At 72.7% G+C, this 22,237-nt stretch carries 18 protein-coding genes; 8 read left to right on the top strand and 10 right to left on the bottom strand.

Annotated elements, in window-relative coordinates; all coding sequences use genetic code 11:
- Window positions 1-119 precede the first annotated feature (119 nt).
- Window positions 120-599, top strand: coding sequence for a DUF2871 domain-containing protein (locus OG871_RS26380; RefSeq protein WP_371499902.1), 480 nt, complete (start codon window positions 120-122; stop codon window positions 597-599).
- A 6-nt stretch (window positions 600-605) separates the two neighbouring features.
- Here the strand turns inward: OG871_RS26380 and OG871_RS26385 are convergent, their stop codons facing one another.
- The 4 genes from OG871_RS26385 to OG871_RS26400 form a co-directional block, all read right to left on the bottom strand.
- Entirely contained in the window at window positions 606-1,304 is a 699-nt protein-coding gene (locus OG871_RS26385; protein WP_371499903.1) for a tetratricopeptide repeat protein, read from the bottom strand.
- Window positions 1,305-1,448: 144 nt separating this feature from the next.
- Complete coding sequence (gene thrS, locus OG871_RS26390; protein ID WP_371503433.1) at window positions 1,449-2,768, bottom strand: threonine--tRNA ligase; 1,320 nt, start codon at window positions 2,766-2,768, stop codon at window positions 1,449-1,451.
- A 110-nt stretch (window positions 2,769-2,878) separates the two neighbouring features.
- On the bottom strand, window positions 2,879-3,448 hold the full coding sequence (locus OG871_RS26395) for a Uma2 family endonuclease (protein ID WP_371503434.1): 570 nt from the start codon (window positions 3,446-3,448) through the stop codon (window positions 2,879-2,881).
- Window positions 3,449-3,580: 132 nt separating this feature from the next.
- On the bottom strand, window positions 3,581-4,303 hold the full coding sequence (locus OG871_RS26400; protein ID WP_371499905.1) for a TetR/AcrR family transcriptional regulator: 723 nt from the start codon (window positions 4,301-4,303) through the stop codon (window positions 3,581-3,583).
- A 119-nt stretch (window positions 4,304-4,422) separates the two neighbouring features.
- On the opposite strand from OG871_RS26400, the gene OG871_RS26405 reads away from it, so the two are divergent.
- Both OG871_RS26405 and OG871_RS26410 read left to right on the top strand, forming a co-directional pair.
- Complete coding sequence (locus tag OG871_RS26405) at window positions 4,423-5,022, top strand: NADPH-dependent FMN reductase (protein ID WP_371499907.1); 600 nt, start codon at window positions 4,423-4,425, stop codon at window positions 5,020-5,022.
- A 196-nt stretch (window positions 5,023-5,218) separates the two neighbouring features.
- Window positions 5,219-6,172, top strand: a complete 954-nt coding sequence (locus tag OG871_RS26410) for a hypothetical protein (protein ID WP_371499909.1) — start codon at window positions 5,219-5,221, stop codon at window positions 6,170-6,172.
- A gap of 33 nt (window positions 6,173-6,205) precedes the next feature.
- Here the strand turns inward: OG871_RS26410 and OG871_RS26415 are convergent, their stop codons facing one another.
- The 3 genes from OG871_RS26415 to OG871_RS26425 all read right to left on the bottom strand — a co-directional run bounded on the left by OG871_RS26415 (window position 6,206) and on the right by OG871_RS26425 (window position 9,358).
- The gene (locus OG871_RS26415) at window positions 6,206-7,186 is read right to left on the bottom strand and encodes a hypothetical protein (RefSeq protein ID WP_371499911.1); all 981 of its coding nucleotides are present in this window, start codon (window positions 7,184-7,186) and stop codon (window positions 6,206-6,208) included.
- A gap of 170 nt (window positions 7,187-7,356) precedes the next feature.
- On the bottom strand, window positions 7,357-7,767 hold the full coding sequence (locus OG871_RS26420) for a hypothetical protein (RefSeq protein WP_371499912.1): 411 nt from the start codon (window positions 7,765-7,767) through the stop codon (window positions 7,357-7,359).
- A 430-nt stretch (window positions 7,768-8,197) separates the two neighbouring features.
- Window positions 8,198-9,358, bottom strand: coding sequence for a TerD family protein (locus tag OG871_RS26425; RefSeq protein WP_371503435.1), 1,161 nt, complete (start codon window positions 9,356-9,358; stop codon window positions 8,198-8,200).
- Between the two features lie 152 nt (window positions 9,359-9,510).
- Here OG871_RS26425 and pepN point away from each other — a divergent pair, with 152 nt between their 5' ends.
- Window positions 9,511-12,036, top strand: a complete 2,526-nt coding sequence (pepN, locus tag OG871_RS26430) for an aminopeptidase N (RefSeq protein WP_371499914.1) — start codon at window positions 9,511-9,513, stop codon at window positions 12,034-12,036.
- Between the two features lie 43 nt (window positions 12,037-12,079).
- Here pepN and OG871_RS26435 read toward each other — a convergent pair whose 3' ends face one another.
- Window positions 12,080-13,063 (bottom strand): hypothetical protein, encoded by a 984-nt coding sequence (locus OG871_RS26435; RefSeq protein ID WP_371499916.1) that lies wholly within the window; start codon window positions 13,061-13,063, stop codon window positions 12,080-12,082.
- A 257-nt stretch (window positions 13,064-13,320) separates the two neighbouring features.
- On the opposite strand from OG871_RS26435, the gene OG871_RS26440 reads away from it, so the two are divergent.
- Entirely contained in the window at window positions 13,321-13,821 is a 501-nt protein-coding gene (locus OG871_RS26440) for an SsgA family sporulation/cell division regulator (protein ID WP_371499917.1), read from the top strand.
- A gap of 82 nt (window positions 13,822-13,903) precedes the next feature.
- Here OG871_RS26440 and OG871_RS26445 read toward each other — a convergent pair whose 3' ends face one another.
- Window positions 13,904-15,172 carry a GAF domain-containing protein gene (locus tag OG871_RS26445; RefSeq protein WP_371499919.1) on the bottom strand — a complete coding sequence of 423 codons (1,269 nt, stop codon included), beginning with the start codon at window positions 15,170-15,172 and terminating at the stop codon, window positions 13,904-13,906.
- 359 nt (window positions 15,173-15,531) lie between these two features.
- On the opposite strand from OG871_RS26445, the gene OG871_RS26450 reads away from it, so the two are divergent.
- The 3 genes from OG871_RS26450 (at window position 15,532) to OG871_RS26460 (ending at window position 17,965) form a co-directional block, all read left to right on the top strand.
- Window positions 15,532-16,044, top strand: a complete 513-nt coding sequence (locus tag OG871_RS26450) for a pyridoxamine 5'-phosphate oxidase family protein (protein WP_371499921.1) — start codon at window positions 15,532-15,534, stop codon at window positions 16,042-16,044.
- Window positions 16,045-16,153: 109 nt separating this feature from the next.
- The gene (locus OG871_RS26455) at window positions 16,154-17,275 is read left to right on the top strand and encodes a TIGR03364 family FAD-dependent oxidoreductase (protein WP_371499923.1); all 1,122 of its coding nucleotides are present in this window, start codon (window positions 16,154-16,156) and stop codon (window positions 17,273-17,275) included.
- Between the two features lie 12 nt (window positions 17,276-17,287).
- Window positions 17,288-17,965 (top strand): phosphonatase-like hydrolase, encoded by a 678-nt coding sequence (locus OG871_RS26460; protein WP_371499924.1) that lies wholly within the window; start codon window positions 17,288-17,290, stop codon window positions 17,963-17,965.
- 139 nt (window positions 17,966-18,104) lie between these two features.
- On the opposite strand, the gene OG871_RS26465 is transcribed toward OG871_RS26460, so the two are convergent.
- Window positions 18,105-22,145, bottom strand: a complete 4,041-nt coding sequence (locus tag OG871_RS26465; protein ID WP_371499925.1) for a LamG-like jellyroll fold domain-containing protein — start codon at window positions 22,143-22,145, stop codon at window positions 18,105-18,107.
- Window positions 22,146-22,237: the final 92 nt, after the last annotated feature.

Here is a 22,237-nt window from a genome sequence, read left to right on the forward strand (position 1 = left end):
ACGAACGACAGTGCGGCGCGCAGCCTACTGAAGCCGGACCGAAAAGGCGACCGCAGGTGGGGGAAAGAGGCGCGCGGCAGCCCGCCCGGATGCTTCAATAGCTGCTTTCGGCACGGCAGTTGACCAACGGGGAAGCGGGCGCGGCGATGCGGAAGTCCTACTACGCGGCACACACCTACATGATCCTGGGAGTCGTCTCGGGGCTGTACTACCGGGAACTCACCAAGGCCCACCACTTCGAGGGCGACACCCAACTCGCCGTCGTCCACACCCATCTGCTGGCTCTGGGCATGCTGGGCTTCCTCATCGTCCTGGCCCTCGACAAGCAGTTCGGGCTGTCCGGGACGAGGCAGTTCACGGCCTTCTTCTGGTGCTACAACGCGGGCATCGCGATCACCGTCCTGATGATGCTCCTGAGGGGCACTCAGACGGTGCTCGGCAACCAGGTGCCCGAGGCCGTGTCGTGGATCGCGGGCCTCGGCCACATCGTCCTCACGGTCGGGCTCATCCTGCTGTTCGTGCTGCTCGGCAAGCGCCTCGACGGGCCCGCGGGGAAGAGTGCGACGGAGCCGGAGCCGGCCGCCGCACTGGAGCAGTAGCCCTGTTCAGACCTGCCCGCGTGCTCCTCGCAGGCGGCGGGCGAGTCTGCTCGGCCATCCGGTCCGCGCGGGTGCGGGTGCGGGTGCGGGTGCGGCCGGAGGCTCGGCCTCGGTCGCCGTCTCGTGGTGGCGGCGCGCGGCGGTCGGTGATGGGTCTGTGGCGGCTCGGGCCTGCTCCTGTCGGGCGAGCCGGGTGCGGTTCGGCGCGTCGGCTTCGGCCGCGTCGTCGCGGGTCTCGCGGTAGAGGGCGGCGGCGCGGGTGTCGTGGGCGACGGCCTCGTCGAGCAGGCCGAGCTCCCGGAGCGCGGACGAGAGGGACTCCAGTGCGCCGGCCTCGTCGAGGCCGTCGCCGGACTCGCGGCAGAGCGCGACCGCCCGGGTGAGGGCCGCGATCGCGTCGTCGTGCCGGCCGACGTCCCGCAGGGCGAAGGCGAGGGTCTCCAGCGCGCCGGCCTCGTCGGTGTCCTCGCCGTGCTCGCGGAACAGCTCGACCGCCCGGGTGAGGAGCTCGATCGCCTCGTCGAACCGTTCCGCGTCCTGCAGCGCGGTGCCGAGGCTCTCCAGCGCGTCGGCCTCGGCGATCGGGTCCCCGGCCTCCCGGTGGGCCGCGGCGGCCCGGGTGAGGGCATCGATCGATCCGTCGGGCAGCCCGGCGGTGTCCGGCTCGGCGGGGTGGACGTGCGGCCTGCTGTCCTCGGCTGTCACTCGTGGAGCTCCTCACCGGTCGCGGTCGTCCGCCGGATCGCCTGGCGGCCAAGGGAGTTGGAGTCTTTGGCGCCGACCAACTCTCGCACCGGACCGGGGCCGCGGACAACATGCCGATCCGCGGCCCCGGCGGTGTCCGGTCGGTCAGCCCCCCTCGGCGGCCTCCCACAGGTCGGTGCCGCGTGCGTCGACGAGTGCGCCGATGCGGGTGAGGGCCTCGGCGGCGGGCATCGGGTCCGGGCGGCGGCCGTCCCGCAGCCGCAGGGCGACGTGGCCGTCGACGGCCTCCTTGGGGCCGATCACCGCCTGGTACGGCACCAGGCGGGCCCCGCGGACGCGGGCTCCGAGGGTGCCGCGTTCCGGCCCGGCGAGCTCGGCGCGCAGGCCCAGGTCGAGGCAGTGCCGGACGAGCCGTTCGGCCTGCGGGAGTTCGGCGTCGGAGACCGGCAGGACGGCCACCTGGGTGGGGGCCAGCCAGGCCGGGAACGCTCCGCCGTACAGCTCGATGAGGTGGGCGACGGCCCGCTCGACGCTGCCGATGATGCTGCGATGGACCATGACCGGCCGGTGCCTGCCGCCGTCCGGGCCGATGTAGTGCAGGTCGAACTGCTCGGGCTGGTGGAAGTCGATCTGGACGGTCGACAGGGTGGCCTCGCGGCCCGCACCGTCGGCGATCTGAACGTCGATCTTGGGTCCGTAGAAGGCGGCTTCGCCCTCGACCGCCTCGTAGGCGATCCCGGCGGATTCCAGGACTTCGGCGAGCAGCGCGGACGCCCGCTCCCACATCGCGGGGTCGGCGACGTACTTCCCGCCGGGGCCCGGCAGGGAGAGCCGGTGGCGGACCGCCCGGATGCCCAGCGCGGCGTACGCCTGCCGGATCAGCTCCAGCGCGGCCCTGGCCTCGTCGGCGGCCTGGTCGAGGGTGCAGAAGATGTGGGCGTCGTTGAGCTGGATCGCCCGGACCCTGGACAGGCCGCCGAGCACGCCCGACCGCTCCTCGCGGAACATGCCGCCCAACTCGGCCATGCGCAGGGGGAGTTCCCGGTAGCTGTGGGAGCGGGAGCGGTAGATCAGCGCGTGGTGCGGGCACAGACTCGGCCGCAGGACGACCTGCTCGCCGCCGAGGTCCATCGGCGGGAACATGTCCTCGCTGTAGTGCGACCAGTGCCCGGAGATCTCGTACAACTCCCGTTTTCCGAGCGCGGGGGAGTACACGTGCCGGTACCCGGCCCGCCGTTCGAGGCCTCGGACGTACTCCTCCAGGGCGTGCCGCACGGCCGCGCCGTCGGGCAGCCAGTACGGCAGTCCGGCGCCGATCAGCGGGTCGGTGTCGAACAGGTCCAGCTCGCGGCCGAGCTTGCGGTGGTCGTGCATCGCGGTCTCCTCGCGGGGGTGGAGGCGAGTGCGAACGCGGCGAAGCCCCGGGGCACTCGCCCCGGGGCTTCGGACAAAGACAACTGTCAGCGCGCCGGGACACTCTCCGGCGTCGTCGTCACAACAGCAGCGCGCTTCATGCCTTCCACGCTAGCAGAGGCCCGGGGAAGGCCGGCACGCATTTCCCACGGCCCCGCCGGTCAGATCAGCGGCTGCGTGTCGAGCTCGAACCCGAAGGGCTCCGGCAGGGCGAGCGGCTTGCCGAACGGGGCGAGGTGCACCTCGGTGTACTCGTCACCCTCGGGCCTGCTGAAGATCGTCGCGCGGCCCTCCTCGCGGTCGATCAGGAGGTACAGCGGAATCGCGGCGCGTGCATAGCAGTGGCGCTTCGCGATCCTGTCCTGGAGGGGCTTCGTCGAGGTGATCTCGGCGACCATCGCTACGCCGCTCGGGTCCATCCAGGGGGGAGCGCCCCGAAAGAGCCGCAGGTCGAGCGGTGCGAACGTGGCGTCCGGGATGGCGTGGTCCTTGGGACACCGCCCCCCGCCGGCGAGCCGCAGGCCCTTGTTGCCGGACACCTGCATCCTGACGGACGACTGTCGGCCCACCTGATCGATCAGGAGACCGACGAAGTCCTCGTGGTCGCCGTCGGCGGGTGGCGTCACGATGATTTCCCCGTCGATGAGTTCGGCTCGGAAGCCCTCGGGGGTGGCGAGACTGAGGAAGCCCTCCAGGAGGGTGTCTTCCTGCGTCGGGTACTCGTGTGCCATGGCACTCATGATGCCCCCTTCGGTGAGTCGGGAGCACGCTATCGACGGCGCCGGCGCCTCATTCCGTACCCGGTCGACGTTCATCCGATCGAGTGGGGGCCGGCGGTGGCCGGGGTCCGCATCCCGCCCGGCTCAGATGCCCAGGCGGGCGGCGATGCCGTCGAGGACGCATTCCAGACCGGTCCGGAACTGCCAGTCGGGGTCGTCCGTGCGGGTGGCCTCGCAGGCGTAGCGGCTGTAGGTGGGGTAGCGGCCGGTGTTCAGGAGCCAGGTCATCCGGGGGGCGAGGGCGGTGCGGGTCTCGTCGCCGTTGGACCATCCGTGGTCGGCCATCAGGCGGAGCAGGGAGATCTCGGCGTCGAGGGCGCCGTTCACGTAGGCGGTGACGGTGCGGAGGACCGCCATCATCGTGTCGGCGTCCAGGCCGAGGCCGTCGAGGGCGGCGAGGATGCGTTCGGGGACGGCGAGCTGGTTGGGGGTGAGGGTGAAGGCCGCGGTGCGGGCCATCCAGGTGTGCTGGAGGGTGACGGCGCGGGTGCGGGTGGCGAGGGCGAGCATGGTGTCGCGCCAGCCGGTGCCGTCGTCGGGGAGGGCGAGCTCGCCGTAGGCGAAGTCCACCATCAGTTCGAGGAGTTCGTCCTTGCCGGAGACGTACCGGTAGGCGGCCATCGGGGCGACGCCCAGCTCGGCGGCCAGGCGCCGCATGGTGACGGCGTCGAGGCCCTCGGTGTCCGCGATCCCGACGGCGGCGGCGGCGATCCGCTGCGGGGTCAGGGTCGAGCGGGGGGCGCTTGCCGGGCGGTCGAGGCGCTCCCACAGGGAGGTGCTCTTCTCCGGCTTCTGCTGGCTGGCCACGAGGCGGGGGCTCCTTCCGGTGGGCGATCTGTGTACACCGTATCAGCAGTGGACAACGTACACATCGATGTGTACGTTGTATCTCAAGCGATACGACGTACACATCAAGGGGGTCCGAGATGGACGGAACGGGCGGAAACCGGCTGAAGGTCGCGGTCGTCGTCGGCAGCACCAGGGGTGGGCGGTTCGGCCCGGTGGTGGCCGGCTGGCTGCTCGGCCGGATCGGCCTGCGGGGCGACATGGACGTCGACCTCGTCGACCTGGCCGCGACGCCGCTGCCGACGGTCCTCCCGGCCTACGGCGAACCGCCGGCCGAGGAGGACGTGGAGCTGCTCGCGGCGGTGACGCCGAGGCTGGCGGCCGCCGACGCCTTCGTCATCGTGACGCCGGAGTACAACCACAGTTTCCCGGCGCCGCTGAAGAACGCCCTGGACTGGCACCACCACCAGTGGCACGCCAAGCCGGTCGCCTTCGTCTCGTACGGCGGGATCTCCGGCGGCCTGCGCGCGGTCGAGCAGCTGCGGGTCGTGCTGGCCGAGCTGCACGCGGTGACCATCCGCAACACCGTCAGCTTCCACAACTACGGCGACAAGTTCGACGCGGACGGCCGGGCGGTCGACCCGGGCAGTGAGGTGGCCGCCACGGCCATGCTCGACCAGCTGGCCTGGTGGGCGACCGCGCTGCGCGAGGCCAAGACCGTTCACCCGTACGCGGCCTGACGGTCGGTCGAGCCTCCCGCCCCGACGGCGGTTACGGAAGGTCATCATATGATTCCGGACCGTGCGTACCGGGTCGAGTTTCCGTGTACCGTGGCCGCCGTATCGGGTCGCCCCCGCCGGAAAAGGGGCGAGCCCGGCAGGTGTTGACGCACCATCGCCGGGCTCTTCACCCGCGAGTGGGAAAGAGCCACTAGGGATGCTCAGGCATGTTACCGCGCCGTCGCGGGACTTCACGCAGATCGCCAACGACCAGGTGTGGGACGACAGTCTGTCGGACGCCGCCTTCCGACTGCTGGTCCGCTCGCTCGCCCTGCCGCCCGCACGGGTCCGGTCGACCACGGTCACCCACCTGGCGGCCGGACTCTCCGGCGGAAGGATCACCGTCGACCGGGCGCGTCGCCAGCTGTCCCGGGCCGGGCTGCTGCACAGCGTCCGCTGGCGCAACGCCACCGGCCAGGTCCGGACCGAGTCCCTGGTCTCCAACGTCAGGCTGAGCGAGGCCGAGGCCGAGCGGCTGTTCACCGAACACCTCGGCTCCGGCACCGGCCGGCCGGGTGCCGGAGAGCGAGACTGCGGCGAGGCCGCCGCGCGGCGGTCCGGCACCGCCCACCCCAGGGGTGAAACACCGGGGGAGGAAGAGACTTCCCCCCTCCCGGTCCCGGCGCCGACCGCGCCACCGCCTCCGGAGAGCACCCCGCACGCCACCCCGCACACCACCCCGCACGCCGCGGCCGCCGAGCGCGTCCTGCTGTCGCTGCGCCGCACCGACCCGCGCCTGCTGCTCGGCGCGGCCGAGGTGCGGCGGCTCGTGCCCATGGCGGCCGAGTGGCTGGCCAGGGGCGTCGACGCGGAGGGTCTGCGGCACGCGCTGACGGCCGGGCTCCCGCAGTCGGTCAAGAGCCCCGCCGGGCTGCTGCGCACCCGCCTGCGGGACAAGCTCCCGCCGGTCCCTGCCTCCGTCCCGGAGTTGGCGCCCTGTACGGACTGCGACCGCGCCTTCCGGTCCGTCAGCGGCGAGGCGCGGTGCGGCGACTGCCGGCGGGAACGTCCGGCCGCCCCCGCCCGGCCGGACGAGGGCGGTGTGCGGATCCCCGGGGTGCGGATCGGCTGGCGCGAGCGGGTGGCCCTGGTGGTCACGGCCTCGGGGTGACGACGTGCCGGATGCCGGCCCGGCCCGCCCGGATCAGCCGGTCAGCGCCTGGGTGGCGGCCCTGACCTGGGCCTCGACCGAGGCCTTGGCCCTGGCCATGTTCTCGGCGTCGCCCTTGATCGCCAGCTCCTGGTAGGCGAAGTCGACCGCGTACCAGACGCCGACCACGTTGAACCTGGTCCGGCAGGCCGCGTCCGCCGTCGCCACCTGCAGCTCGCGCTGCGAGGGCTGGGGGGACTTGCGCCACTCCAGGTCGCCGATCGCCGCCAGCGGGTCCGGATAGTCGTAGCCGCTCTCCTTCATGCACTGCGACCACCGGGCGAACACCGCCTTGGTGCGCTCGTCGTCCTGGGACTGCCGCAGGGTCGCGAACTTGGCGTCGGTGGAGGTCTTCGGGTCGCCCACCGTGCCGTCGGCGGCGCCGGTGAGCTGCCTGGCGGCCTCCCCGACGCAGCCGTGGTCCGGCACCTTCTCGCCGTTGACGGTCTGCCCGCCGGGGCCGAACCTCGTCCTCGGGTCGTCGGTGCCCCGCTCGACGAGGGCCGTCTGCGGTGTCGTCTCCGGGGTGGGGGCTCCCTGCGATGCCGGGTCCGGGTGGATCCCGCCCTCGGGGTGGTAGCCCCACTTCGCCATCAACGCGGCGTTCTGGTGGCCGTACCGGCCGTCCGTCCGGAGGGTGGGCGCGTCGCTGTCGCGCGGCAGCGGGGGCGACTCCGGCGGCGAGTAGGAGGTGAAGCCGAAGCGCTTCATACAGCGGGTGAGCAGGACCTCGCGCCCCTTGGTCACCGTCGACAGCTGGTCCGGGTTCAGCAGGTAGGCGTCGAGAGGCAGCGGCCTGTCGTTCGCCGAGTCGAACGTGGGGATGGCCGTCACCGGCGGTGGAGCGACCGGGGCCGTCTGCCGGGTCTGCTGCTGCTCGCCGTCGGACGTCGGGTCGGCGGCGTCGGTGCAGCCTGCCAGGAGAAGCGGCAGGGCGATCAGGAGGACGGCGGTGCGACGCGAGCGGCTGAACACAGGCGTGATCTCTTCCGGATCGGTGAGCGGGGCGGGACCGGGGGCGTGGGGCGGGGCCGGCGGTCGGCCGGGCGGCGGCCAGGTGATCAAGTAGGCTTCGGCGCAGCGGTCTCCGGCCAGTGCGAATGGCCGGAGACCGCGTTCAGTCGCCCGACGGTGTCAGGGCAGGGTTACCACTTGCCGGACGCGTTGTTGTTCTTGACGGAGGCGTTCAGGTCGCCGGTCGCGAACGGGGTGAAGCTCTGGCACGCGACGCTGCAGTCGTAGCCGCTGTTGTAGTACACCGTGAAGGTGCTGTTGACCCAGCTGTCGACCGACGCGGCGTGGTTCTTCACCGAGACGCCGGCGCCACTGCTGCCGTTGCGGCCGGCGTGGAACGTCTTGCCCGCGTAGTCCGACACCGGGCCGGTCTGGACGTAGACCGCGCCGTACCCGTAGGCGGCCGAGTTGTAGTACAGGCAGACCTGGCCGGAGGTGCAGTCGTAGGCGGGGGCCGCCGAGGCGGGGGCCGCCGTGGCCAGCCCCGCGGCCAGGAGGCTGCCGGCGACCGCACCTGCCGCGAGAAGCTTCTTGACGAGCATGTGATGCCCTTCCTTCCCATGGCGCCGGAATCTCCGGCGCCCGTCACAGGGAGGGTTTCTCCCCCTGTGTGGTGCCTGCGGAACGGCCTTGCGAGATCCCCAAGTTCCGTTCGCAGGCCCATACTTGTGATGGGATGTATCGTCGGCGTAGCGTTTCGGCGGAGCGGAACTGATTGATCATCAGATCATCGAATTCCCGCTGGTGGAGCGGCTGTTGGCGTGAAAATCGGAAGCGTTGGCTGCGTCGAATTGCGCGCAACAGGGCTCCGATTGTGGCGAGTTGGGCCGAGGTGGTTCCGGTTCGGGCGCGTACCGATCGGTTCGCCCGCCGACCGTCCGGGGCCGGAGCCGGCGGCCGGAACGGCGAAAGCCCCGCCGGGCTCGGAGCCTGGCGGGGCCGACGGGTGAACCGCGGGGGAGGGGACGCGGGCTACAGCATCGCCGCCGCGGGCTTCACCATGCTGCGGGCGGTCTTGGCGTCCACGTACTCGCCGAGCGCGGTCATCACCCACTCGCCGGAGAACTGGCGGACCAGCTTGCACATGGCGACGCCGGTGTGCGGCTCGGACTGGGCCAGCTCGAAGCGGACCAGCTCCTGGCCGCTGCCCGCGTCGACCAGCCGGCAGTACGCGTTCTTGATGTCGGTGAACTTCTGGCCGGAGAAGGAGTTGACCACGAAGACCAGGCCGCAGACCTCGGCCGGCAGGCCGTCCAGGTGCACGGTGATCGCCTCGTCGTCGCCGGCGCCCTCGCCGGTCAGGTTGTCGCCGGAGTGCGCGATCGCGCCGTTGAAGATCGACAGCTTCATGAACCAGGCCGTCTCGATCTTCTTGCGCTGGGCGTCGAAGGCGATGCAGGACGCGTCCAGGTCGATGTTCCGGCCGGCGCCGGCCGGCTCCCAGCCCAGACCCATCCGGACCGAGGAGAGGAACGGCTTGCCGCCCTTCTCCAACGAGACCGAACCGCCCTTGACCAGGTCGACCTTGCCCTTGTCGAGCGTGACCTTGCCGACCGACGGCGGGCCGCTGGGCCGCGGCGGGGCGGACGAGCGGTCCTGACCCTTGGCCGTGGCGGCCGGTGCGGCCGCGGGCGCCGGGCTGTCCTCGACCGAGACCCCGAAGTCGGTGGCGATCCCCGCCAGCCCGTCGGCGTACCCCTGACCGACCGCCCGGACCTTCCACTCACTGCCGCGCCGGTAGACCTCGACCACCACCAGCGCCGTCTCCCGGCCGAGCCGGGGCGGGGTGAAGGTGAGCAGCACCCGGCCGGATTCGGCGTCCCGGAGGGTCGCCGTCGGCTCGGTGCCGGCGAAGGTGGCACCGGTCTCGTCCAGGCTGGCCGTGACCACCACCCGGGCGATCCCGGCCGGCACCGCGGCGGTGTCCACCGTGATCGCGTCCGGCCGGCCGGCGCCGGCCGGCCGGTGGGTGACGCCGGGGCCGGTCGGGGCGTTGAAGAAGACGAAATCGGCGTCCGACCGGACCTTGCCGGCCTCGGTCAGCAGCAGCCCGGAGACGTCGAGCGCCTTGGGCGCCGTCACCTCGACCGTCACCCGGGTGACGGGGAGCGGGGCGTTGCCGCCCTGGGTCAGGACCGTGCTCACAGTGATCCTCCTCGACAGCTCGGACATGGCGCGGCGGCGGGCCGCCCCCACCCTAACCACACGGACACCCTGACCGGCCACGACTCGGCTGGAAGCGGAACCACTTGTCCCACCCCGCCGGGCCGGGAAAGCATGCGGGTATGTCAGCTCTCCAACGCCCCGAGGCGATCCGGCGTGCCCGTCTGCTGGACGTCCGCTCCTACACCGTCGACCTCGACCTGGACCGGGGGGAGGAGGTCTTCGGCAGTACGACCGTGATCCGGTTCGACTGCGCCGAGCCCGGCGCGGACACCTTCGTGGAGCTGGCGGCCGCGCAGTTCCGCCGGGCCGAACTGAACGGCCGCCCGCTCGACCCGACCGCGCTCGCCGGCCACCGGCTCGCCCTGGGCGGCCTGGCCGCCGAGAACGAGCTGCTGGTCGAGGCCGAGCTGCCCTACTCCAACACCGGGGAGGGCCTGCACCGGTTCACCGACCCCGCCGACGGCGCCGGGTACGTCTACGCCTCCCTCGGCCCGGACCTCGCGCCCCGGCTGTTCGCCTGCTTCGACCAGCCCGACCTCAAGGCGCCGTTCACGCTCACCGTGACCGCCCCCGCCGACTGGACGGTGGTCGCCAACGGCGCGCCCGCCGAGAGCCGCGACGGCCGCTGGGCCTTCCACCCGACCGAGGCGATCAGCACCTACCTGGTCACCGTCGTCGCCGGGCCGCTGCACTCCGTACGCGCCGAGCACGACGGCATCCCGCTCGCCCTGCACGCCCGCCGCTCGCTCGCCGCCGAGCTGGACCGCGAGGCACCGGAGATCTTCGAGGTCACCCGCGACTCGCTGGACCGCCTGCACCGGCTGTTCGACCGGCGCTACCCCTTCGGCGAGTACCACCAGGCCTTCGTCCCGGAGTTCAACTGGGGCGCGATGGAGAACCCCGGCTGCGTGGTCTACCGCGACGAGCTGCTGTTCCGCTCGGCGCCCACCGACGCCGACCGCGAGCAGCGCGCCATGATCGTGTGCCACGAGATGGCCCACATGTGGTTCGGCGACCTGGTCACCATGCGCTGGTGGGACGACCTCTGGCTGAACGAGTCCTTCGCCGAGATGCTCGGCTACCGCGTCGCCGCCGAGTCCACCCGTTTCACCGGCGCCTGGACGGGCTTCGCGGCCCGCCGCAAGGGCTGGGGCTACGACGCCGACCAGCGCGCCTCCACCCACCCGGTCGCGGGCAACGGCACGCAGAGCGTCGCCGAGGCGATGGGCAACTTCGACGGCATCTCGTACGCCAAGGGCGCCTCGGCCCTGCGCCAGCTGGTCGCCTGGCTCGGCGACGAGGCCTTCTTCGCGGGAGTCAACCGCTACTTCGAGCGGCACGCCTTCGGGAACGCCGAGCTCGCCGACTTCCTCGCCGCCCTCGCCGAGGCCAGCGGCCGGGACGTCCGGGCCTGGGCCGACGCCTGGCTCGGCACCAGCGGCGTCGACACGCTGCGCCTGGAGGTCCGGTACGAGGACGACACCATCGCCGCCGTCGAGGTCGTCAACGACGGCACCCGGCCGCACCGGATCCAGCTCGGCGTCCACGACCTGCGGAGCGGCGGACCGGGTGAGTCCGTGGAGCGGCGCGCGGCCGTCCCCGTCGAGCTCGGCCCCGGCGCCCGGGTCGAGGTGCCGGAGCTGGCCGGCGCCGACCGGGCGGCCCTGCTGGTGCCCAACGACGGCGACCTCACCTGGGCCAAGATCAGGCTGGACCGGGACTCCTGGCGGACCGTCACCCGATCCCTGTCCGCGATCGACGACGAGCTGACCCGGGCCGTGCTCTGGGAGCACGCCCGGGACCTGGTCCGGGACGGGGAACTGCCGCCCGCCGACTACCTCGACCTGGTGGCCGCCCACCTGCCGGCCGAGAGCGCCGTCGCCGCCGTCGAGGCGGTGCTCGCCTTCGCCCGCACCGAGGCGATCGGCCGCTACCTCGCCCCCGCCGACCGGCCCGCCGCCCTCGCGCTGCTCGCCCGCACGGCGGACGCGCTGCTCGCCCGCCCGGGCGCCGGCCACAGCCTGCGGCTGGCCGCCCTGCGCGGCGCCGTGCAGAGCGCCGACTCCGCCGCCGACCTCGACCGCCTGCGCGGCTGGCTGGCCGGTGCGGGGCTGCCGGACGGCCTCGACCTCAGCCCGGACCTGCGCTGGTCCGCGCTGGCGGTGCTGGCGGCCCGGGGCGCCACCGACGAGGCCGCGATCGACGCCGAACTCGCCCGGGACCGCAGCGACGCCGCGGAGCAGGGCGCGGCCAGGGCCCGGGCCGCGCTGCCGGAGCCGGCGGCCAAGGAACGGGCCTGGGCGGCGCTGTTCGACGAGGGGACGTCCAACCGGGTGCTGGCGGCCACCGCCGACGGCTTCTGGCGGTCCGGGACGGAGGAACTCACGGCCGAGTACGTCCGGCGCTACTTCGAGGCCGTCCCGGCCGGAGGCGGACGCGGTGACCGGGTGGCCGCGGTGCTGGGCCACTCGCTGTTCCCGCGCGACCGGGCCACCGCCGAGGTGGTCGCCGCCACCGAGGCGTGCCTGCGCCGGCCCGAACCGACGCCTGCGCTGCGCCGTTCGCTCGCCGACGAGCTGGACGACCTGCGGCGGACGGTACGGGTGCGCGACCTGCAGGCCCGGGACGGGCGGTCGGAAGGCTGACCGGCGCCCGGACCGGCGGTTGCGCCGGCGCTCGGCCCGGCGGTCAGAACGGCTCGAAGACACCTCGGGCCGCGACCGCGCGGGGCCGGTGCAGCGCGAAGGCCGAGGCGCTCCAGCTCTCCGAGGCCGGCACCGCCACCGAGGCGCGGGTGCCGGTCGGAAGGGTGCCGGCCGGAAGGGTGCCGGTCGGGAGGGCGGCGGCCGGGAGGGCGGCGCCGGTCACCGTGAAGCCGTACACGCCCGGGGCGACGTCCAGGCCCGGCGGCAGGGTGAAGCGGTAGACCAGGCTGTCGTACTCCAGCGAGACGGTGGGCACCGCGCCCGGCAGGTCGGTCCAGGGGACGGTGCCGGGCAGGACGTCCGGCCGGCGCAGCCGGAGCTCGACCTGGACGGCGGTCAGCGGTTCGCCGACCGTCAGCGTCACGGTGTGCCGGGTGCCGGAGCGGCCCAGCGGCGTCAGCTCGGCGGTGCCGGTGAGCGCGGTGTCCGGCCGTTCGGTCGGCGCGGCCGGGTTCGGCCGGGTGGGCTCGCCGACGGGCGAGGCGGTGCCGCTCGGCTCGGGCGAGGGCGATCCGCCGGTCTTCGCGGCCGGGGCGGAATCGGGGCCGGACGGCGAGGGGGAGGCCGGGGGCCGCGACGGGGTGCCGCCGGGCCGTAGGGTCACCGGGCGGGCGGTGCTGCCGGGCCGGGCGCCGGGCAGCGCGGTGACGGCCTGGTCCGCGGTGGCGGTGGGCGCGGGAACGGCCGAGGCCGGCACGCCGACGGGCTCGACCGCGGGGGCGGTGGTCTCGGGCTCCGGGCTGGGCAGCGGCGGGCTGGCGCCGACCGACATCCGGGGCTGGCGGCCGACCTGCTGCTGTTCGTTCAGCAGCCAGGTGGTGAGCAGGCTGATCCCGACCACGGTCGACATCGCCATCGCGGCGCCGGAGAACCTCAGGGTGGGCAGTCGGAACCGTCCGCCCACCGGTTTCGGCCGGCCGTGCCGGCCGACCGGCCGGATCGTCCTGCTGTCCTCGCGGAGCACCACCGGGCTCCCCTCCCTCTCCGCCTCGCACGGGCGCCGGACGCTGCGGCGGGTCCTCGAGAGTACCAGCGGCGGGTACACCCATCGCCAGTCCCGGAACCGCACCATTGCCACCATCCTAGTGACCTACGGTGCGCGGAAGTTGACGGAGTGTCCGGCAGTGTCCCGGGCCGGGGCCTGCAACCCCGTTGCAACCCTTGCCGTCGGCCCGCCGGTGCCGCACGCTGGCCTCTAACCCAGCCGCCCCGGAGAGAACGTCTATGCCGCGCGACCCGCTGTCCGCTCCCTCGAACCAGCCACTCGCCGCCACCCCCACGGGCGGCGAAGCCGGCCGGGTCGCCGCCGTTCCGCCGGTGGTCGAGGAGGTACTGACGCTGCGGATCGCGTTGGACCAGGACCTGGTGGGTGAGGTGCGCACCAGGTTCCGATACGAGGCCGAGCGCCCGTTCGAGGTGCGGCTCACCTTCCACCTGGGACGTCCCGACGAGGCGGACTGGGTTTTCTCGCGTGAGCTGCTGCGCGACGGGCTGGCGTCGCTCAGCGGTCAGGGCGACATCAAGCTGTGGCCCGCCTACTGCCCCTGTCACGGCTCCACGCTGCACCTCGCGCTGGACTCCCCGCACGGCAGCGCCCTGCTGGAGGCCTCCCGGCCGCACGTCAAGGCCTGGCTGGAGCGCACCTACGCCTGCGTCTCGGCCGAGGCCGAGGCGGTCTCCGGCCCGACCGACGAACAGCTCGCCGCGCTGCTGGCCGGGAGCTGACGGACCGGGAGCCGACAGGCCGGGAGCCGACAGGCCGGTCCGGCCGGCTCGACCTCCGCGGACGGCCGGTCGGGTGGGCCGGTCAAGTGGGCAGGCTCAGGGTGCCGGCCGCCAGCGCGGCCCGGATCTCCCGCACCGCCGGGGCGTTGGAGCCCGGCAGCAGGTCGTACGGCTCGGCCGGGGCCCGCACCGACACCTCCGCCGACCCGGCCAGCCGGTACGGGCGGTGTTCCAGCAGCCCGCCCAGGTGGCGCCGGAGCCGGGAGAGCTCGGCCCGCACCGTGACGGTCCTGGCCCGGTCGCCGAACAGTGCCCCGGCGAGGTCGGCGGCGCTCAGACCGTCCCGGTGGACGGCCAGCAGCAGCAGGAGTTCGGCGTGCCGCGGGCTCGGCCCGTACGACCAGCTGCCGGCCGCCCCGGACACCCACAGTTCGGGCCGGTCGGGACTGGTGAGGTCCAGCCGCACCCGGGCGCCCTCGGCCTGCTCGGCGGGGTCGGCGGGCGGGCCGCCCACCGGGCGCACCAGCCAGCCCCCGGCCAGCGGCTCGACCCGGCACTCGCCGAGGCCGGGCAGCCGGTGCACGGCGGTGCTGCCCCAGCCGTCGGCGGGCAGGTGCAGCCGCGGCATGTTCGCCATGCCGCTGGCCGCGGCCGTCCAGCCCGCGTCGTCCACCACCAGGGCCGGGCCGGTGAACCCCGCGAGCAGCGGCGCCGCGACCGTGCGCAGCCGGTGCAGCGACTCCAGGTGCCGGGCACGTAGCTCGGTCTCGGCCAGCCGGGCGGCGGTGACGGTGAGTTGGAGCAGGTAGGGGGCGCCGGTGTGGGCCGGACCGCTGAGGTCGATCACCCCGGCGAGGGCGCCGGTGCGCGGGTCGCGCACGGGGGCGGCGACGCAGGTCCAGGCGTGGTGGCTGCGCAGGTAGTGCTCGGCGGAGTGCACCTGGGTGGCCCGGCCCGTCCGGACGGCGAGGCCGATGCCGTTGGTGCCCACCTCGTCCTCGGCCCAGCGCGCGCCGTGGTCGAAGCCGATCGAGTCGGCGCTGCGCAGCAGCGGGCGGCTGCCCTCCAGCCAGAGCACATGGCCCTCGGCGTCGGCGATGGCGAGCAGCAGCGGGGTGTCGCCGCCCGGGCCTATCAGGGAGTCCCGCAGCACCGGGAGCACCTGGTCCAGCCCGTTGTCGCGGCGCCGGTGCTCCAGCTCGGCGGTGGTGATCCGGCGGGCGTTGCGGCCCCGGTCCGGGTCGAGGCCCAGGCGCCGCAGCCGGGCCCAGGAGTCGCCGATCTCGGGCCGCTGGTCGTCGAAGGGCGTTCTGCCGCCGGGCGGTTCGGCGCCGGTGTCCTCGCCGCCCATGGCGCGGTCGTACGCCCGGACGAGCGCTGCGGTACCGCCTTGCGCGCGGTGGCCACGGGTGGGCCGATGGCTCCGGTGCACTTCGGTCCCCCTGGTCGTGCCGCAGTCATTGCCACACAGGGTACGACCGACTGGCCGGGACATGCCGGGTGAGGCGTAATCCTCGTCCCGGTGGGGGGTCCCGGGGGACACTGGTCGGTTCACCCGGTGTGTTCGGACACTCCGTCGAGCCGTGCCGCGGCGGCGGGCCGCCACTTGTGTCTGCCCGTCAGACGGCGGGAGCATGTGAGCAGGGCGGGCCGAGGCGCCGCCCGGGCTCACCGGTGTTCTCAGGTCACAGCAGTGCGGAGGGACGCGCCATGCCGTACCGGCTCGATGTCACCCAGGGCGACTGGCCCGCGGCCGAGCTCGGGAAGGGGGTGGAGGGCATCCTCGCGGAGAGCACCGTGCTCACCCTGGCGACGGCCGGTCACGAGCTGGGCCCGAACGCCAACCTGGCCTTCTTCGCGTACGACGACGACCTGGTCCTCTACTTCGTGAGCGAGCGCGCCACGCGGCACAGTCTGCACCTGACCGAGGACGCCCGGGCCGCCGCGACGGTGTTCCTGCCGCCGCCGGCCTTCGGCGAGCACCTGCGCGGTGTCCAGCTGGCAGGCAGTGCGGGGGAGGCCTGGGGCCGGCAGGCCGAGGCCGCCTTCGCGGCGTACCGGGCGCGCTTCCCCTCGTTCGGGCAGGACCCGGAGGTCCGCGACCGGCTTCTGGCGGGCCGGGGTGCGGCGGCCCTGTACCGCTTCCAGGTGGACGAGCTGACCGCCGTCGACGAGCCGCAGTTCGGGCGCCGCAACTATCTGCGGGCGAAGGTCGTGCGCTGAGTGTCGCCCGGCCGGTGGTCGGGTTGTCTGTACAACTTTTGCCAGGCGGTTCATGTCCCCGACCCCGGGCGGACGAACTCCCGTCACCTGTGCGCCCGAGCCTGGCCGCATGAGAGTCATCGTGGTAGGAGCGGGCGTACTCGGCACCATGCACGCCTGGCAGGCCGTCGAGCGCGGCCATGAGGTGGTCCACATCGAGCGCGAGACCGAGGCGCGCGGCGCCTCGGTCCGCAACTTCGGCCTGGTCTGGGTCAGCGGCCGGGCCGGCGGCGAGGAACTCGCCACCGCGCTGCGCGCCCGCGAACTGTGGGAGACGATCGGCGAGCGCGTCCCCGGGCTGCACTTCCGGCCCAACGGCTCCCTCACCGTGGTCCGCACCGACGCCGAACTCGCCGTCGCCGAACAGGCGGTGAAGCTCCCCGACGCCGCCGCACGCGGATACCGGCTGCTCGACGCCGACGAGGTACGGGCCGCCAACCCCGCCCTGCGCGGCGACCTCCTCGGCGGCCTGTGGTGCGAGCGCGACGCCGCCGTCGAACCCCGCCTCGCCCAGCCCGCCCTGCGAGCGGCCCTGGAGGCCACCGGCCGCTACACCTTCGTCCCCGGCCGCGAGGTCCGGGAGCTGGTCGGCGACCGCGCCGTCCGCGACGACCACGGACAGCTGCACGAGGGCGACCTGGTGATCCTCTGCACCGGCGCCTGGCTCGGCGGCCTCGTCCGCGAACTCGCCCCCGAACTCCCCGTCCGCCGCGTACGGCTGCAGATGATGCAGACCGACCCGCTGGACGAGCCGCTCACCACCTCCGTCGCCGACGGCGACAGCTTCCGCTACTACCCGGCCTTCGCCGGCCCCGCCCTGGAGGCCCTCAAGGCCGCCCAGCCGCAGCCGCCCGTCGCCGCGGCGCACAAGATGCAGCTGCTGATGGTCCAGCGGCAGCACGGCGGCCTCACCATCGGCGACACCCACGAGTACGACCAGCCCTTCGGCTTCGACGTCGACGAGGAACCGTACGAACACCTCACGGCCGTCGCCGAACAGCTGCTCGGCCGCCCGCTGCCCCGGATCCGCCGCCGCTGGGCCGGCGTCTACGCCCAGTGCACCGACACCACCCGGGTCGTCCACCGCGAACGGCTCGGCGACTCCGCCTGGCTGGTCACCGGCCCCGGCGGCCGCGGCATGACCTGCTCCCCGGCGATCGCCGAAACCACCGCCAACCTCGCCAACCTGTAAGGGCTGTTGAACATGAGCAACGACATCCGCCTGGTCGTCCTGGACATGGCCGGCACCACCGTCGCCGACGACGGCCTGGTCGAGCGCGCCTTCGACGCCGCCGCCTCCGCACTCGGCGTCCACGCCGGCACCGACGAGCACGCGCGCATGCTGGAGCACGTCCGGGTCACCATGGGCGAGTCCAAGATCTCCGTCTTCCGCCACCTGTTCGGCGACGAGGCCAAGGCCCAGCAGGCCAACCTCGCCTTCGAGGCCGCCTACCACGACCTCGTCGACGCCGGACACTGCGCCGCCCTGCCCGGCGCCGCCGACGCCATCCAGCAGCTCCGCAGCGCCGGCCGCAAGGTCGTCCTGACCACCGGCTTCTCCCGCGCCACCCAGGACCGCATCCTCAAGGCCCTCGACTGGCAGGACATCGCCGACCTCACCCTCTGCCCCGCCGAGGCCGGCCGCGGCCGCCCCTACCCCGACCTCGCGCTCGCCGCCCTGCTGCGCACCGGGACCGACTCGGTGCGGCAGATCGCGGTGGCCGGCGACACCGGCTACGACATGCTCACCGGCACCCGCGCCGGCGCCTCGGTGGTCGCCGGCGTCCTGACCGGCGCCCACGGCGAGGAGCGCCTGCGGGCCGACGGCGCCACCCACGTCCTGGCCTCGATCGCGGAGCTGCCGGCCCTGCTCGCGGACTGAACCGGCATTGAAGGGGGCGGCCGGATGCCGTTGAGGAGGGCCGGTCTGCGGAACCGAGCCGGACCATGAACAGTGGGGCCCTCACAACCACGTCCGTGGGTGTGAGGGCCTCACTGCTCAGAATCGTGTTCGGTTTTGCTCAGCTGAGCTGGGTCAGGGTGGGCCGCTCTGTCTCAAGGCTGGCGACGCCGGCGGGGGTGAGTGCGGTGTCCCAGGTCTGGACGTCGCTGATCTGGCCGGGGAAGAAGTCGCCGCCCCTGGCACTGCCGATGGTGAGTACGCCGCTGGAGGCCAGCGGCTGGCTGTTGGTGCCGGCGGCGACGAGCTTGCCGTCCACGTACAGGTTCATGACCTTGCTGGCCGCGTCGTACGTGGCGACCAGGTGGGTCCACCTGTTGAGCGCCGGCGGGGTGGGAGCGGCCGCGACGGCAGACCAGCCGGGGCTGGCGACGTCGGAATCGGGGCAGATGAAGGTCCAGGCGTTGAACGCCAGTGAGTACTGCAGGTAGAAGGCGCCGACGTTGCTACCGGACTGGCTGACGACGGTGGCGTAGCCGTTGGTGTTGTTGAGGTAGGCCCAGGCGGAGACGGAGTAGCTCTGGCCGGTGTTCAGCACAGGGCCGGAGGTCGTGGCGGTGGACGGGCTTGAGCCGTTGAGGCTCAGTGCCTTGCCGGGTCGCCCGGTCGCGTCGGTGATCGCCGCTGTCCCGGTGAGGGTGAGGTTGTTGGCAGGTCGGACGGAGTCGGTGGTGTCGGCGAGGGACCAGCGGTCGGTCGACTGGTGGACGGCGCCGAGAAGCACGGGGTTGCCGAAGCGGGCGAGGCCGCCGGTTGGCTGGGCGCCGGGGTATCGGGTGATCTCGCCTCCGGTGATGGTGTAGAGGTCGGGGTAGGAGTCCGCGTCGAGGTCGCCGGGGGACGCGATGACGGTGGTCTGGTTGCCGCCGCCGAGGGCCAGGATGTTCTGCGGGGCGGGCAGGTCGGTGCCGTCGGCGGTAGTGGTCCACTTCTGGTTGCTGCCCGGGCTGCAGGTCCAGATGACAAGCTTGTTGCCGGGCGTGTTGGAGGCCCAGGGGTCGTCGATGCAGCGCTGCGAGTGGGGGTTCTGCAGGCTGCCGGGGTTCGGGCCGGCCTCCCACTGTTGGGAGACGCTGCCGTTGCAGTCCCAGATCTGGACTGCCGTACCGTCTGCCGTGCCGGCGCCGTTGACGTCAAGGCACTTGCCGTTGAGGTGGACGGTCCGGTCGGTGCCGAAGGTGATCTTCTGGGCGCTGGTGCCGTTGCAGTTCCACAGCTGGACGGGGGTGCCGTTGGCGGTTCCCGCGGTGGCGACGTCCAGGCACATGGTCTGGTTGGCGGCGTCGCGGACGCCGGAGATCAGCGTCGAGGTGGTGGGAGCGGTGATGCCGGTGGTGGGGACGCCGCCGGCGTTGAAGGTCAGCGGGTAGCTGGTGATGGCGCCGGTGCTGTTGTCACGGGCCCACAGGGTGGGGGTACCGGCCACGGGGCCCGGGGCGATGAGGGTGGTGTTCGACCAGTCGCCGGAGCCGATCTTCACACCGGCGTTGAGGAAGCAGTTGTCGCGGAAGCTTCCCGGGTAGTACCAGAGTTCCTTGTTGTCAACGGTGATGAGGTCGCCGGGCTTGCCGGCCTGTGCCAGGGATCCGGTTGCGAGAATCTGGGTGACCTTGCTCCAGGTGCCGTCGGAGCCCTTCGCAGGGCAGCTGTCCGAGTTCCTGATGTTCTTGAAATCCCGGCTCGTGAAGTGTCCGGGCGTTCCGGGGACGCCGTCGATCTCTGCGCCGCTGTCGTTCGGATAGAGCCAGAGTTCGTGGGAGTTCTTGTTGAAGGCGAAGAGGTCGTCGACGGTTGAGCCGACCGAACCGCGGTGGGTGATGAGGAAGTCGGACCAGCGGGCTTCGCCGGGGCTCTGTGCCGGTGTCGAGACGATCACCGGTGCGGCGGCCGGGTTGGTGCCACCAGGGATGAGGACGAGGTTGCCGTCGGTGGTGGTGGCGGCCAGGTCGGGCACGCCGTCCCCGTCGAGGTCTCCGGGGGCGGTGGTGGCGGTCGGGTTCCAGGGGGCGAAGAAGGAGTACTGGGCGACGGTGCCGCGGGAGTTCCCGGCCTTGTCGACGGCGCGGACGAACAGGGTGTGAGTGCCCCAGAGGTCACGCGTGACATCGATCGGGATGTCGGCGGTCGCATTGCCCGCACCGGCGTCCGTCGCGGGTGCGGACCGGGCGCCGACGGCGGGGATGTTGGTGTCGAGGGAGTATTCGAAGCGGTCGATGCCGCTGCTGATGCAGGCGTCGCGGTTGCAGCCTCCGGGGGTAGGGTCGTTGGCGGTGACCTTGACCTTGGCGCCGGTGTCGCCTGCGTGGCCGGTGGGCGCCTTGTCGCCGCCGAGCGGGGGGAAGGCGGCGTTGTCGGCGATGGTGGGGACGCTGGGAGCGGTGAGGTCGACGTTGAAGTAGCAGTAGGGACCGCTGGGGCTACTGAGGGTGCCGTCGTTGACCCAGACGTTCCAGCCGTACTGGTGACCGTCGCTGACGGCACCTCCGATGTTGGTGTACGCCGTGTCGCCGTTGGCGAGCCAGGAGCTCCACAGCCACGCCGCTGTGGCGGGGCCGTTACTGCCGTCGTTGGCCATGTTGTCCCACACGTGGTAGCCGGCGCGCAGGTTGACGCCGCTCATCCTGGTGGTGAGGTGGGCATTGAGAGTGATGTTGGAGGCGCCGCCGGTGGTGCCGGTGTTGCCGATCCAGCCCGGGTTGCCGTCGCAGCCGTTGCCCTCGGGGTTGTGCGGGGCGGGGGTGAGGCTGATGGTGTCCGGGGCGTTCGGGGCGATGTCGAACACTGTGACCACGTACGGGTTGGTGTTGAATCGCATGAAGTCGTTGTTGCCGGACGACTTGGTCTCGTTGCCGAAGATGCCGACCGTCCATGGGCTGATCCTGCCGGGGATCTTCTGCATCTGGCCGGTCACGTCGAACACGGCCTCGTGATTGCCGCACCTGTTGGAGATGTTGGAGCTCTTGGGCCACTGGGTGCCACCGAGCCAGCCGTCACCCCCGATCCAGGGCTGGTCGCTCCACTTGGTGGTGGGGTAGATCCGGCTGGTGGAGGCGAGGGAGACCGGAGCCTGGTGATTGCAGTCGAAGACCGCGCCGTAGGTCTCGGTGAGGTGGAACTTGGAGTCGAGGACCACCATGTCGGCGGTCAGGTTGCCGGTGTCGATCTCGTAGAACGACCGGTACAGGCCGTTGCAGTCGTTCCAGTGCTGGTAGCCGATGCCTTCGCCGTTGTCCTGGGGGACGTCGTAGGCACTCTGGCCCGGGCAGCCCTCCTTGACGGTGGCGTAGTGGCTGGTGCCGTTGGTGACGGGGCTGACCGACGGGTCGATGTACAGCGGCCAGACGGTGTCCGGGCCGGTCAGCAGGCCGGCGTCGGGGGTCAGGGTCAGCGCGCCGGGCTCGGCCTGGACGGCGATGCGCTTGACCTTGGAGCCGGTGCCGGGCTCGCGGTCGCTCGGAACCGGTCCCGATGTGGGCGGGGGCGGAACATCCGTGCCGGCGGCCACGTTGCGGTCGGACTTGGCCTGCTTCGGGGCCTGCGTGGCAGCCGTCGGGGCGGCGGAGTCCCACATGATGGGGCTCGGCGCGGTGAACGCGGCCGCACCGTCCGCACCGGTGACGCCGATTGCCCCACTCTGGTCGGCCTTCACAACGAGACCGGCACTCGTGGTTGTTGCCAGGCGAAGCGACTTGAGCGCCGGATTGGCAGCGGCTTGGGCGCTGTGGACGATCAGCACCTCACGCACGCCGCCCTGGTCCGTTGCGGTGACCTTGAGGTCGACTCCGGGAAGCACGCCGTCGTAGGTGGCGCTCTCTCCGGAAACCGTCGGCGTTGGCAGAGCCAGCGGGAAGCTCAGAGACAGCTGACGGCCCCTGGCATCCGTCAGCGTCGCCAGCGGCCCGGTGCCACCCCCGGAAAGGGCCAGGTTGGACGGGGTTGCCGCGGGCGAGATGGTGCCGTTGCCGTTCCTCGAAAGGGTGGCGTCCACGGCTGTCCAGGAGCCGCTCTTCTTCACCCGGGCCGGCTGGATGTGCGTGGTCAGGGTGAACGTGCCGTCCGGGTTGGCGACGGTCTGCGAGGTCTCGCTCGTCAGTGCATCCACCGTGACGGGCTTCCCGGACTTGGACGCACTTGCCCGTGCAGCCTGCATGGGCCCGAGGGCCTCAGCGGATGTGGCGGCCGATACCTGACTGT

This window comes from Kitasatospora sp. NBC_00374, from assembly GCF_041434935.1.
Taxonomy (GTDB): domain Bacteria; phylum Actinomycetota; class Actinomycetes; order Streptomycetales; family Streptomycetaceae; genus Kitasatospora.